13 protein-coding genes and 1 pseudogene are annotated in these 12,877 nt (G+C 66.9%); 6 read left to right on the top strand and 8 right to left on the bottom strand.

Annotated elements, in window-relative coordinates; genetic code table 11:
• From ON29_RS36765 to ON29_RS29780, 3 genes and pseudogenes are all read left to right on the top strand, one after another.
• A pseudogene (locus tag ON29_RS36765) lies at positions 1–415 on the top strand (serine/threonine protein kinase); the annotation flags it as partial.
• Positions 412–2,313, top strand: a complete 1,902-nt coding sequence (gene pknB, locus ON29_RS29785; protein WP_040871411.1) for a Stk1 family PASTA domain-containing Ser/Thr kinase — start codon at positions 412–414, stop codon at positions 2,311–2,313. The pseudogene ON29_RS36765 and the gene pknB, both read left to right, overlap by 4 nt.
• A gap of 106 nt (positions 2,314–2,419) precedes the next feature.
• The gene (locus tag ON29_RS29780) at positions 2,420–2,839 is read left to right on the top strand and encodes a CBS domain-containing protein (RefSeq protein WP_040871410.1); all 420 of its coding nucleotides are present in this window, start codon (positions 2,420–2,422) and stop codon (positions 2,837–2,839) included.
• A 263-nt stretch (positions 2,840–3,102) separates the two neighbouring features.
• On the opposite strand, the gene ON29_RS29775 is transcribed toward ON29_RS29780, so the two are convergent.
• Entirely contained in the window at positions 3,103–3,783 is a 681-nt protein-coding gene (locus ON29_RS29775; RefSeq protein WP_040871409.1) for a RibD family protein, read from the bottom strand.
• On the bottom strand, positions 3,780–4,424 hold the full coding sequence (locus ON29_RS29770) for an aminodeoxychorismate/anthranilate synthase component II (protein ID WP_040871408.1): 645 nt from the start codon (positions 4,422–4,424) through the stop codon (positions 3,780–3,782). The genes ON29_RS29775 and ON29_RS29770 overlap by 4 nt, the downstream gene beginning before the upstream one ends.
• A gap of 96 nt (positions 4,425–4,520) precedes the next feature.
• Between ON29_RS29770 and crgA the strand changes: the two genes are divergently transcribed.
• Together crgA and ON29_RS29760 are read left to right on the top strand one after the other, a co-directional pair.
• Complete coding sequence (gene crgA / locus ON29_RS29765; RefSeq protein ID WP_040871406.1) at positions 4,521–4,784, top strand: cell division protein CrgA; 264 nt, start codon at positions 4,521–4,523, stop codon at positions 4,782–4,784.
• A gap of 89 nt (positions 4,785–4,873) precedes the next feature.
• The gene (locus tag ON29_RS29760; protein ID WP_051175737.1) at positions 4,874–5,359 is read left to right on the top strand and encodes a PH domain-containing protein; all 486 of its coding nucleotides are present in this window, start codon (positions 4,874–4,876) and stop codon (positions 5,357–5,359) included.
• Positions 5,360–5,412: 53 nt separating this feature from the next.
• On the opposite strand, the gene ON29_RS29755 is transcribed toward ON29_RS29760, so the two are convergent.
• From ON29_RS29755 to ON29_RS29730, 5 genes are all read right to left on the bottom strand, one after another.
• Positions 5,413–6,285: a rhomboid family intramembrane serine protease gene (locus tag ON29_RS29755; protein WP_040871405.1), complete on the bottom strand. Its 873-nt coding sequence runs from the start codon at positions 6,283–6,285 to the stop codon at positions 5,413–5,415.
• Between the two features lie 4 nt (positions 6,286–6,289).
• Positions 6,290–6,817: a peptidylprolyl isomerase gene (locus ON29_RS29750; protein ID WP_040871422.1), complete on the bottom strand. Its 528-nt coding sequence runs from the start codon at positions 6,815–6,817 to the stop codon at positions 6,290–6,292.
• A 333-nt stretch (positions 6,818–7,150) separates the two neighbouring features.
• Positions 7,151–7,999, bottom strand: coding sequence for an ABC transporter permease (locus tag ON29_RS29745; protein WP_051175735.1), 849 nt, complete (start codon positions 7,997–7,999; stop codon positions 7,151–7,153).
• On the bottom strand, positions 7,996–8,997 hold the full coding sequence (locus tag ON29_RS29740) for a daunorubicin resistance protein DrrA family ABC transporter ATP-binding protein (RefSeq protein ID WP_040871404.1): 1,002 nt from the start codon (positions 8,995–8,997) through the stop codon (positions 7,996–7,998). Before ON29_RS29740 ends, ON29_RS29745 begins: the two co-directional genes overlap by 4 nt.
• Positions 8,998–9,817: 820 nt before the next feature.
• The gene (locus ON29_RS29730) at positions 9,818–10,744 is read right to left on the bottom strand and encodes an acyl-CoA dehydrogenase family protein (RefSeq protein ID WP_040871402.1); all 927 of its coding nucleotides are present in this window, start codon (positions 10,742–10,744) and stop codon (positions 9,818–9,820) included.
• A gap of 206 nt (positions 10,745–10,950) precedes the next feature.
• Here ON29_RS29730 and ON29_RS29725 point away from each other — a divergent pair, with 206 nt between their 5' ends.
• Positions 10,951–11,655, top strand: a complete 705-nt coding sequence (locus ON29_RS29725) for a YoaK family protein (protein ID WP_083864150.1) — start codon at positions 10,951–10,953, stop codon at positions 11,653–11,655.
• A gap of 79 nt (positions 11,656–11,734) precedes the next feature.
• On the opposite strand, the gene ON29_RS37970 is transcribed toward ON29_RS29725, so the two are convergent.
• Positions 11,735–12,217: a C40 family peptidase gene (locus tag ON29_RS37970; protein ID WP_040871419.1), complete on the bottom strand. Its 483-nt coding sequence runs from the start codon at positions 12,215–12,217 to the stop codon at positions 11,735–11,737.
• Positions 12,218–12,877: the final 660 nt, after the last annotated feature.

Here is a 12,877-nt window from a genome sequence, read left to right as displayed (position 1 = left end):
CGGGCTCGGCATCGGCGCGGTGCTGCTCGGGGCGCTCACGGCCTACCTGCTCTTCGGTGGAGACACCAATCCGGATTCCACGCCGTCGCCGACCGTGACGGTCGCGCCGAACCCCAAGCCCGTCCCGCCGGTGGCCACGACGACGCCCAAGCCCGCACCTCCGCCCGTGGACACCGAGACCTACGAACCGCCCACCACCGAGCCGAAGACCACGACACCGGAGCCGACGACGACCACCCCGCCGCCCACCAGCACGGCACCGAGCACGACGAAGCCGACGACCACCGCGCCCACCGCCACAACCAGCCGTCCGCGCATCCCGACTCTCGACATACCATTCCCGGAGATTCCCGGTGCCCGAGGGCCTTCGGCCACCCGCAGCGGATCCGCCACTTCTTCGCAAGGACTGCCATGACGACCCCGAAGAATCTCTCGTCTCGCTACGAGCTGGGCGAGATCATCGGGTTCGGTGGTATGTCCGAGGTGCACAAGGCTCGCGACGTCCGCTTGAGCCGGGACGTGGCTATCAAGGTCCTGCGGGCCGACCTGGCCCGTGACCCCACGTTCTACCTGCGGTTCAAGCGCGAAGCGCAGAACGCGGCCGCGCTCAATCATCCGGCCATCGTGGCGGTCTACGACACGGGCGAGGCGGAGGTGGACGGCGGCCCGCTGCCGTACATCGTGATGGAGTACGTCGACGGCGACACACTGCGCGACATCGTGCGCGGCAAGGGACCGCTGCCGCCGCGCCGCGCGATGGAGATCATCGCGGATGTCTGCGCCGCCTTGGATTTCAGCCACAAGGCCGGGATCGTGCACCGCGACATGAAGCCCGCGAACATCATGATCAACCGGTCGGGCGCGGTGAAGGTGATGGACTTCGGCATCGCGCGCGCACTCGCCGACAACTCCAACCCCATGACCCAGACCGCGGCGGTGATCGGCACCGCGCAGTACCTCTCCCCGGAGCAGGCGCGCGGCGAAACGGTGGACGCGCGCTCGGACGTCTACTCCGTCGGTTGTGTGCTGTTCGAGATCCTCACCGCGGAGCCGCCTTTCACGGGTGATTCCCCGGTCGCCGTCGCCTACCAGCACGTCCGGGAAGACCCGCGACTGCCCTCGCACGTGTACTCCGGGGTGCCGCGCGAACTGGACTCGGTCGTGCTCAAGGCGATGAGCAAGAATCCGGCCAACCGATACCAGAGCGCCGCCGAGATGCGCGCCGATCTGATCCGGGTGCTCGGCGGCCAGAAGCCCAGCGCCCCGATGGTGATGACCGACGAGGACCGCACCACCATGATGGGCGCGGACGAGCCCCCGCCGCGCAACTACCGTACGGTCGAGCGCCACGACGACACCGCCGAGCAGGATCCGGCCGAGCCGAACGGACGGCGCCGGACCGCCTACATCGCGATCGGCGCCGTCGCGGCCGTCGCGGTGGCTTTCGCGCTGTTCTGGGTGCTGCTCGGGCCGGGAAGCCGACCGGACCAGGTGGCCATTCCCGACCTGTCCAACAAGTCCTCGCAGCAAGCGCAGGACGCGCTGCAGAAGCTCGGCTTCACCGTGGCGATCCAGCAGAAGCCCGATAGCAAGGTCGCCACGGGAAACGTGATCGCGACCCAGCCGCTCGGCGGCTCGCGGATCGATGAGGGCAGCACGGTCACGGTCCAGGTGTCCTCGGGTCCCGCGCAGGTCCAGGTGCCGAAGTTGACCGGTCTGTCCCAGGAGCAGGCCGAGCAGGTCTTGAACTCCAAGGGCCTTCGGATCAATCCGAACGTCGAGCGCAAACCGTCGAGCACCGCCGAGAAGGACCAGGTGATCGAGCAGAACCCGTCGCCGGGTTCGAAGGTCGACGTCGACTGGGAAATCGTCGTCACCGTCGGCACCGGCCCGGAGGCGGTCCGCGTTCCCTACGTCGTCGGGCAGAGCATCGACGTGGCGCAGCCGAACATCGAGGGCAACGGCTTCAAGGTCGTCGTCCAGGAGGTGCAGTCCTCGAAGCCCAAGGGCGAGGTGGTCGCCTCCAGCCCGGCAGGCGGCAGCAGCGCCGAGAAGGGTTCCACGGTCACGGTCCAGGTGTCCGCGGGTGACCTGAAGATGCCGTCGCTGGTCGGTCTCACCGTCTCGCAGGCGGTGGAGAAGCTGCGCGCGGAAGGCTGGGCCGGCAGCACCAGCCAGATCAGCCAGTCCCCGCAGGGCACCTTCGACGCGGGCAATGTCGGGCGCATCCTCAGCCAGCAACCGTCGGCGGGCAGTTCGATCCAGAAGAACAGCGCCATCCTGGTCGGCGTGGGGGTACTCGGCCCGCCGTGATCGGCGCCGCCGCCGGTATCCAGAAAACAAGACCAACCGGTGTGAATTGCGGGAGAATGATGCTGCTTCATCCCAATCAGCGCAGCTGAGCACGAGGAGGTAGCTCATGACCACTGCCAGGGACATCATGAAACCGGGCGTCCAGTGGATTTCGAAGGACACGACAATCGAGCAGGCCGCACGCACCATGGCCGAACTCGACGTCGGGTCCCTGATCATCTCCGACCAGAACGAGCGGATGTGCGGCATCGTCACCGACCGCGACATCGTGGTGAAGTGCATCGCCCAGGGCAAGACCCCGTCGGAATGCCGGGTGGATGAACTGTGTGAATCGACGCCCCGGTGGGTCGACGCCAACGCCGACATCGAGGAAGTCCTCGACGAGATGGAAAGCAACCGGGTCAAGCGCATGCCGGTCATCGAGGACAAGCGGTTGGTCGGCATGATCAGCGAGGCGGACCTGGCCCGGCATCTGGACGACAACCAGCTCGGCGAGTTCGTCACCGCCGTCTACGGACGTCCATAGATTTCGGACCGGCGCGGAGGAACGCACCCGACAACGCCTTCCGTGTCCGCACAAGGTACTTCGGCGTCTTTCGGCCGGGCTCCCGCTCGGCGACTCCGGGGAGCAGCGGCCCATGCCGCCGGTGCGGGCAGCCGGGGCGAGGTGCCAGGTGAGTTCGAACCGCGGACGGCCGATGGCCGTCCGCGGTTCGCTCGTCCTGGACGGCTCGCGGCGTCACGCCGAGCTGTTCCGCGTGCCCTCGACGCCGAGGGATCGCGTCGGCGTCAGGCAGGCTCGGCCTTCGGCAGGTAACGCAACACCGCGACATCCCCGACTTGCGTCACGTCGGTAAGGCGCATCCGGCGATGAGGCGCGCCCGGAAAGTCGGCCGGGTCGAGAAAGCGCGGCGCCGCGATGTCTCCCACCAGGATCGGGGCGATCGCTAGATGCAGTTCGTCGGCCAGATCGGCGGCGAGAAACGCGGTGTGGATGCGGGTGCCGCCCTCCACCATGAGCCGGTCGACACCCCGTCGGCCCAGATCGTCCAGCAGTGCACCGAAATCGAGCTCGGTCCCGAGAGCCACGACCTCGGCCAATCCGGCCAGGCGGGCGGTGAGTTCCGGCGCGGCCGCCGCGGTGGAGTACACGAGCTTGTCGCCGCCGTAGTGCCAGAACCGCAGCTCCGGAGCCAAGTCGCCGCTCGCCGAGACGGTCACCTTCAGCGGAAATTCCGGTTTGCCCGCCGCGACGCGCGCCGCCCTGCGTTCGGCGCTGTCGACGAGCAATCGCGGGTTGTCGCTGCGCAGGGTCTGCGCGCCGACCAGGATGGCGTCGGAGTCCGCGCGGACCTGGTCCACCCGGTCGAAGTCCGCCGCGTCGGACAAGCGCAGCCGCTGCGGGCTCGCGTCGTCGATGTACCCGTCGATGCTCGCCGCGACCGACAGCAGCACATGCGGACGGGTCACCGCAACACCAGCGCGGCGACCTCCGCCTCCAGCGTCTGCACCAAACCCTCGGCGGGGCGCTCCCCGCACACGCCGAGCCAGTTGGCCAGCATCCGGTGCCCACCCTGGGTGAGCACCGATTCCGGATGGAACTGCACACCGTGGATGGGCAAGGTGCGATGACGCATGGCCATCACGATCCCGCTCTCGGTGCGTCCGAGCACCTCGATCTCCTCGGGCAGGGTGTCTTCCACGACGGTGAGCGAGTGGTACCGCGTGGCGGTGAACGGGTCGGGCAGACCGGCCAGCACACCCGCGCCGATGTGGAAGACCTCGCTCGTCTTCCCGTGCAGCAGCTCCGGGGCCCTGGTGACGGTGGCGCCGAACGCCTCACCGATCGCCTGGTGGCCGAGGCACACGCCGAGCAGCGGAACACTCTGCTGCGCGCAGGCGCGCACCAACGGGATGCTGGCGCCCGCACGGTCGGGGGTGCCGGGGCCGGGGCTGATCAAAATGCCGTCGAAATCGCCTACGACCGCGCCGACGTCGGCCAGATTCGGCTCGTCGTTGCGCCAGACGACAGCGTCGACACCGAGTTGCCCGAGGTACTGCACCAGGTTGAAGACGAAGCTGTCGTAATTGTCGACGACCAGAACACGCATGACATCGAGATTACGTCCCCGCCCGGCACCGCGTCGCATCCATTACCTGTTGGGATAGCCTAGAGACCACGACCTGCCGCCGAATACGAGGACGTCATGCCCAAGTCGAAGGTCCGTAAGAAGACCGACTATACGATCAACCCCGCCAGCCGGACGCCGGTGAAGGTGAAGGCGGGGCCGTCTCCGGTCTGGTATGTCGCCATCATGCTCGGGTTCATGCTCGCCGGGCTGGTGTGGCTGCTCGTCTACTATCTGGCGGCCGAGCAGATCAGCTGGATGAACGACCTCAACGCCTGGAACTTCCTGATCGGCTTCGGCCTGATGGTGGTCGGGCTGATCATGACGATGCGCTGGCGCTGAGCACAACGCCGACCCGGATTACAGACGTGTCATTCATGCACACCTGTGGATGAGCCTGTGGACAACTCGAGGAGCGATTGGGGAGTGCTGTGAGTCCGGAGCCCCCGGCCCCCGGCCCGCGGGACCGCGAAGAGCCGCGCCTGGCCTGGACCACGCCGACACCCGCTCTCGTCGCGGTTACCGTGGGCGGCATCGCGCTGGCCGTCGCCGCGGTGGTCACCTCCGAAGCCGCCAGCCGCCTGCTCGTGGGACTCGCCGCCGTCGGACTGCTCGCCCTTGCCGGGCTCGGGTTCCGGCAACGCCCGCGGCTGTCGGTGATAACCGGCGCGCACCCGCGCATGGTCGTCCGCACGCTGACGGGGGCGGACGAATACGCCCCTGAGCAGATCAGTCGCGCCCGCGTGGTGAGCTACCGACGTCTCGGGCGCAAGATGCCGATGCTGGAACTCGATGTCCAGCACGATGGCACCGAGCGGCTCCTGATCTTCGGCCGCTGGGATCTGGGCGCAAACCCTGAACTCGTCTACCAAGACCTGGTAGGAGCACTGCGGCTCACCGAGGACAAGACTCGCTGACGTGCATTCGTCCCACGCGGACGCGAATGTTTCACGTGAAGCGAATCAGCGTGTCACGCAGCGGAAGTGATCGCGCTCACTACCACCGTTGCCAGCGCCGCGACGGCGACGAGCGCCACCGCTGCCCAGCCGACCACCCGTGCCGCTTGCGGAGTTTTCACTCGCAGCCACCCGGGCAGGAACAGGATGCCGAGGGTCGCGAGCGTGCCCGCGGCCAGACCGCCGAGATGGCCCCAGAGTGAGATGCCGGGCAGCGACAAACTGATGAAGACGTTGATGCCGATGATGATGAGCATCTGATTCGGGTTCTGGCGCAACCGGAGCAGGATGATCGTGATCGCACCGAACAAGCCGTACACCGCGCCGGACGCGCCCGCCGTAAGACTGTTCTGCGAGAACAGCATGACCCCGGCGGACCCGCCGAGCAGCGAAACCGAGTACACCGCGAGATAGCGCAATCGTCCCAGCACCAGCTCGGCATCGCGGCCCACCACGTACAGGGCGAACATGTTGAGCGCCAGGTGGATCGGGCCGTAGTGCAGGAACCCGGAACCGAGCACCCGCCACCATTCGCCGTCCGCGACGGCCGGTGCCCACAGCACCCAGTCCACGAACAGCGCGGAACCCAGCTGGTTGTCCATCAGGTTCTTCGACTGGGCCGCGGTGATCGCGTAGATCACCATGTTGATCGCGATCAGCGCATAGGTCACATAAGGTGCGGATGTGCGGGCCGCTGCCGCGCCCGAGACCGTCCGCACCGGAGCGACGCCACGCTGATCCGTGCGCAGGCAGTCGACGCAGTGCTGGCCGACGGCTGCGGGACGCAGGCATTCCGCGCAGGACGGCCGCCCGCACCGCGTGCAGGCCAGGCCGGTCGGGCGATTCGGATGGCGGACGCACGTGGGTGCGGGCGGCTGGGGATTCATAGTCTCATTCGATCGTGATCTTGGTGATAACGACGGGTTCCAGCGGGCGGTCGTTGCGATCGGTCCCGGTGGTCGCGATCGAGTCGACGACCTTCCGGGAATCCGGATCCACCACTTCACCGAAGATCGTGTGCTTGCGGTTGAGATGCGGCTGCGGGCGAACGGTGATGAAGAACTGCGAGCCGTTGGTGCCCGGCCCCGCGTTGGCCATCGCCAGCAAGTAGCCCCGGTCGAACCGCAACTCCGGGTGGAACTCGTCGCCGAACTCGTAACCCGGGCCGCCGCGACCGGTACCGGTGGGATCGCCACCCTGGATCATGAATCCGGCCATCACGCGATGGAACAGAGCGCCGTCATAGAACGGGCCGGTGTTGCCCCCGCTGGCGTTCGCGGTGGTGTACGGTGCCGAACCCTCGGCGAGACCTAGGAAATTGCGCACCGTTTTGGGCGCGTGGTTACCGAAGAGCGCGAGCTTGATATCGCCATGATTCGTGTGCAGCGTTGCCACGGATGTCTGATTCGGTGAGGTCACGACGCCCATCGTGCCACGGTTGGCGATCCAGCCGCGGAACTGGGCCGGACCGTGCTGTGAGCTGGGCCTCCTGCGCGAATCGGCGGGCTGTGCCTAGAGTGGTGCAATGACCTCGGGGCGCTTGCATGTCTCTTCGCGTTCACGTAATCGGCTCCTCCTCGCGGCGGCAGTCGCGCTGGCGGGCGGCGTGGCCTATCTGGTCCGTAGCCGGCGGCCGCAGCAGCCGGAGCCCGCCCCCGCTCCCCCGCGCATCGGGTACTCCCGTAACGGCTCCGCGCCGGCACCCTTGGCGGAAGCCGGCGCGGAACACGATCGCTGATCGGGAATCGCCGGTCAGCGACTGACCGTCTTCTTGTACTGACGCAGGGCCAGCGGCACGAACACCACCATGATCACCACCACCCACACCAGGGAGGTGATCACCGGGTGCCGCAGCGGCCAGGAGTCCGACGTCGGTGCGAGCGGGCTGGTGTTGCCGAACAGGTCGCGCGTCGCCTGGGTCAGCGCGGATACCGGGTTCCATTCCGCGATCACCCGCAGGGCGGTGGGCAACTTGTCGCTGGGGACGAACGTGTTGGCGATGAACGTCAGCGGGAAGATCACCATGAAGCTGGCGTTGTTGAACACCTCCGGCGCCCGCACCAGCAGGCCCACCACGGCCATGATCCAGGACACCGCGTAGGCGAACAGCAGCAGCAGGATGTAGGCCAGCACCGCGTCCAGGAACGAACCGCGAATCCGCCAGCCGACCACCAGACCGGTCAGCGACATCACCGTCAGGCTGACCACGTTGATCACCACATCGCTGATCGTGCGGCCGACCAGCACCGCCGACGAAGCCATCGGCAGCGAGCGGAATCGGTCGATGATGCCCTTCTGCATGTCCTCGGCCAGTCCCGCGCCGGTGAAGGTCGCGCCGAACACCACGGTCTGCGCGAAGATGCCCGCGATGAGGAACTCGCGGTATCCGCCGGACAGACCGGGCACATCGATGGCCGCGCCGAAGACGTAGGCGAACAGCAGCACGAACATGATCGGCGAGAGTGTGGAGAAGATCAGGACGTCGGGTACCCGCTTGATCTTGATGACATTGCGTTTCGCGATCGTCACGCTGTCACTGACCACGATGGACAGTCGCTCGCCCAGCGAGGGCCGTGTCAGGGCCGGGGCCGTCGCGGTCATCGGATCGTTCCTTCCGTAGCTTCCAGCTTGTCGTCCGCCGCGTCGCCGACGGCGCTCGTCTCCGCTTCGTGGCCGGTGAGGGTGAGGAAGACGTCGTCCAGGGACGGACGGCGCAGACCGACATCGTGGATCTGTACGTTGTGCTCGGCCAGCCGCCCCACCGCCTCCACCAGAGCCTGCGATCCGTCGGCGACCGGGACGGTGATCCTGCGCAACCCCGGTTCGAGGTGGATCTCGCCATCGGCCAGGTCTTTCAGGGCGGTCTCGGCCGTCGCGAGATTGTCGGCGCGGTCGACGGTCAGCTCGATCCGGTCGCCGCCGACCATGGTCTTGAGTTCGTCCGCGGTGCCCTTCGCGATCACCTTGCCGTGGTCGATCACCGCGATCGAATCGGCGAGCCGATCCGCCTCTTCCATGTACTGCGTGGTGAGCAGCAACGTGGTCCCGCCTGCCACCAATTCCTCGATGACGTCCCAAAGATCCAGACGGGCGCGGGGATCCAGCCCGGTGGTCGGCTCGTCCAGAAAAAGGACGGGTGGATTCGCGACCAGCGCGCCCGCCAGGTCGAGACGACGGCGCATACCGCCGGAGTAGCCCTTGACCGGTCGGTCCGCTGCGTCGGTGAGCCGGAATCGTTCGAGCAATTCGCGGGCTCGTTCCTTACTTCGCTGTACGCCCATGTGATAAAGACGTCCCACCATTTCCAAATTCTCGAAACCGGTGAGGTATTCGTCGACCGCGGCGTATTGCCCCGACGCCCCGATGCGGGAACGCAGCGCCTGCGGCTCGCGCAGCACATCGATTCCCGCGACCGTCGCGCGTCCGGCATCCGGCACCAGCAGGGTGGTGAACACCCGGACGGTGGTGGTCTTACCTGCGCCGTTGGGTCCGAGCAGTGCGGTGACGGTCCCTTCCGGGACGCTCAGGTCGAGGCCGTCGAGGGCCACCAGTTGGCCGTATCGTTTGACCAGACCCTCGGCGACTATTGCGTCGGGCATGATTCTCCTGGGGTTGATGAGTTCGATGTGATGCAGTGCGACGCCAGGCGCCCGACGACTCGCTGGATCGGGTGACCGGCCGATACCCGAGTCAGTATTGTCCCGCCCGCCGACAATTTCATCCGATTTGTTCCGGGTGCGCGGCCTCGGGAACTACCCGGGCACAGCAGAAGGCCGCATTCCGATCCAGTCGGTGCTCGGGGGTACCGGATCGGAATGCGACCGGTTCGATGGTCCCGCGTGCCCCGGCATCGGAGCGCGCGTAGCGGACTACCCGAATCGAGGAAGACCCGTACTCGAATGGGGGACGTTCGAGCGCGAGCCGTCGCGGCGAGCGGGTGCGCTCGGCGGGAACCACAGAGTCGGTGAACACGAACACATGTTCGCATCGGGGTACGACAAGTTCGGGCGGCGCGCACGCCACGCGGCGCCACACCCGGCGTTGTCGACACGCCGGAGTTTCCATCGTTTTCGTGGCGCGGCGACTGGTCGGCATGTTCTGGGCCGCTCGGTGCCATAGCAGGTCACCACTACGAAATGGATCGGAATAGGTTGCTCGCCAAGGCTTTTGGCAAACTATAGGACAACAATTCGGAGCAAGGGGATCGGCTGGTCGCGCGGCAAGGGCCGTCACAGGTCGTCCGGAAGGTGAGCCAACCCGAAAAAACTTGGAACGTGGCCGTCCCCGCGCACACACAACCGCACATCATCGAGTAGCATCGTTCACGTCGGCCCCTCCCCCCGGGCCGACCCTACGCGGGCCTCGGCTAACTCCCCCCCTTCGCCGAGGCCCGCTCCCCATTTCAGGCCAGGTCGAGCGCTAATCCAACTGGTCGTCCGGTTCCATCGCTCGCCACGCGGCGGTGAGCCGTTGCCCGCGCACCCGCCCTGCGGTGGCCAGCAGCGGCCGGTCGCGCTCCCACCGCTGTCGCGTCACCGGGTCCGCGGATTGCCACAGCGGCTCGAGTTCGGCAAGCAGCGAACCGAACAATTCGAAAACGCCGCCGAGAGCGATGTGCACGCCCGCGGAACTCGGCGCGGCGATGTCCAGGCCGCGCACCGCGGCGACCGCGGTCAGCAACTGTTGCCGACTCGCCCGCGGCCAGTCCGACGCCCGGGCCACCCGTACCAGCCAGCCCAGCGTGGCAGCCAGCACGTGGATGTCCTCGATCGTCCGGAACGGCTTGAGGTAGTCCAGATATCCGTCGCCGGGCAGCACCAGCGCGGGCGCGCCGGTCAGCACGACCGAAGCGTGCGGAACCTCGGGCGCGAACGGGAGCGCTGGACGATCGGCCAGACGCACACCGGCTTCGCCCGCCTCGACCATGCAGGCGCGCAGCCGATTCCGTCCGTCGGGCGCCGCGCCGACACTGGCGATCACCACCAACTGTCGTGCGAACGAGCCCATGGTCGCGAACGACTTCGCACCGTCGACCAGCCAGGCCCCGTCCCGTTCGGTGAGCGTGGTGTGGATCGCGGCGGGATGGCCGCCGCCCTCCTCGGTCGCGCACATCGCGACCAGCTCGTCGTCCGGCAGGTCCGGAATCAGCGTCCGCAACGCCTCCTGATAGCCGGACAGGAAGGCGAACCCGAGCCGGTCGGCGCCGAAGCCACCCGCGATCGCGATCTCCACCGGCTGGTCGAATCGGTTCGCGGCCACGCGATGTCGCGTCCACGCGGCGGCGACATCGTCCAGCGGCGCGGTCGCCACCGGCGCGGTCAGCAGGAAGTCGAACAGAGTATCCACCTCAGCACGGTAACCGAGCAGCGATTCCCCCGGGCCATACCGAGCCCGACCCCGGCCGCCGCGTCCGGACGCTCGATGCCGGTTGCGCAGGGTGCCGGCGCGGGACTCCTAGCCGCCGCGGGGCAGTCTCTCGGCGCTGCGTCGGCGAATCCGATGAACTGCCTGCTTCACTGGGGTGTCGCGTCGTACCGGAAGGAGTTCGACCTGTGCCGGAACTGGAGGAAAGCCGGAGAAGTGCGCTATTCGACTCCGAGGCCAGACTGTCCTGGGTACTGGCCGCACTCGCCGGGCTGATCGGCGCTGCGGCATTCATGCATACGGCCGGCTATTTCGTCACGTTCATGACGGGCAATACCGAACGGGCTGTCCTCGGGTACTTCCACGACGAGCCGGACATGGCGTTGGCGGCCACCGGGTTGCTGATGTCATTTGTCGCCGGTGTGGTCGTGGCCTCGTGGTGCCGCAGGCGTTACTGGTCGGGGCACCCGCATGGAGCCACTCTGCTCACCACCGTGTGCCTGGCGCTCGCATCCGTCATCGACATCCTGGAGTATCGGAGGGGAATCGAGCCGATCGGGCTGCTGCCGATCATGCTCGTCGCTTTCGGCGTCGGGGCGCTCAACACATCGTTCGTGCAGAACGGTGAGGTTTCGGTGCCGCTCAGTTACGTCACCGGGACTCTGGTCAAGATGGGGCAGGGTATCGAACGTCATCTCAGCGGCGGCGATTACGCCGACTGGCTCGGATACTTCCTGCTCTACACCGGTTTCGTGCTCGGCGCGCTGCTCGGCGGACTGCTGAGTCTGCTGGTGGCGGGCTGGGCCATGCTGATCACCGCGACCGTGGTGTGCCTGTTCGTCACCGGATTCACCTACCTGCACCTGGACCGGCACGGTCCCCTCACGGACTGAGTCGCCGGGCATCTGTCGGTGCTCGTCGCGGCAGGCTCTGCCGGACCGGGAACTGCCGGTGTGAATTCACCAGAGGAAGTCAGAATCGGCGGGCGCCGGTCGCCGGCATCGAGGCGAGCGGGGAAGTGGTCACCCCGATGCCGTAGGTCGATGCGTGGATGACTTTGCCGTCGCCGGCGTAGAGGGCGGAGTGGCTTCCGCCGTAGAACGACACCACGTCGCCTGGTTGCAGTTCGTCGAGCGGCACCGGCGTTCCGGTGGCGAGCTGGTCGTAGCTGGTGCGCGGCAGCTCCACGCCGGCCTGCTCGTAGGACCACTGCACCAAACCGGAGCAATCGAAGGAATCGGGGCCGACCGCGCCATAGCTGTAATCGGAGCCGAGTTTGGTTCGTGCCGCGTCGACTGCCATCTCTCCGGCACTCTTCTGCGGTATCACCGCCGCGGGCGGGGTGGGTGCCCTCGGCATGATGTCAGGGAACTCGGCGAGGAACGGGAGTTCGATCTCCGGGAGTGCCCCGAGGAGCGGAATCTCGATCGCCGGAATGATCGTCGGCACCGGCAGTTCGATCGCGGGGACGACAACCGAGACCGGGGACTCGACCGCCGGGCCGAGCGTGGCCGGTGCGATTTCGATGTTCGAGACGGGAGTAGCTGCGGCGGCCTCGATTTCCCGGATTCCAGCCGTTACCGGAGCTTCCGTGACCGGAAGGATAGCGTTGTTCCGGAACAGTTTTTCCGGTGCGTCGGGAAGCGGTATTTCGTCGGAAACCTCGAATGTTCCTACGCCCGGGATGGTCACCGGCTGAGCCGATGCCTCCGCGGCGTTGAACAACATGCCCAGCAGGGCGGCCGCCCCCGCGGTGAGTGCCCAGAAGACGGCTCGCCGCAGGTAGCGGATATATCGGACGTCGGTCGATGATGCCATGATGCGGTCCTCCGATGCTCATATCGCTTGCCTTCGGTGGGCCGTACGGCGCCGTGGTTCCCGGCGCGTGGGACGTCACCAAAGACTTCGAATTGATTCGAAAACCATCACGGTGATTCGTCAGTCCAGCGGATCCGATCCGAGCGTTCACCTTTCGGCATATATCGCACCTTGTAAAGCACAACGCGCCTTTGATTTCGTAACGAAATAATAACTCGTTTCGCCGTGTAGTTCTGCGATATGAATTCCGCGACACCGAAATGTATTCACCCGGAGACACCGCGCCCCGCGCGGAAA

It is taken from the genome of Nocardia exalbida NBRC 100660 (assembly GCF_000308575.1).
In the GTDB taxonomy this organism is placed as follows: Bacteria; Actinomycetota; Actinomycetes; order Mycobacteriales; family Mycobacteriaceae; genus Nocardia; species Nocardia exalbida.
The sequence above is the reverse complement of the archived record's forward strand: the minus strand, read 5'-3'. Positions and strand labels throughout refer to the sequence as shown.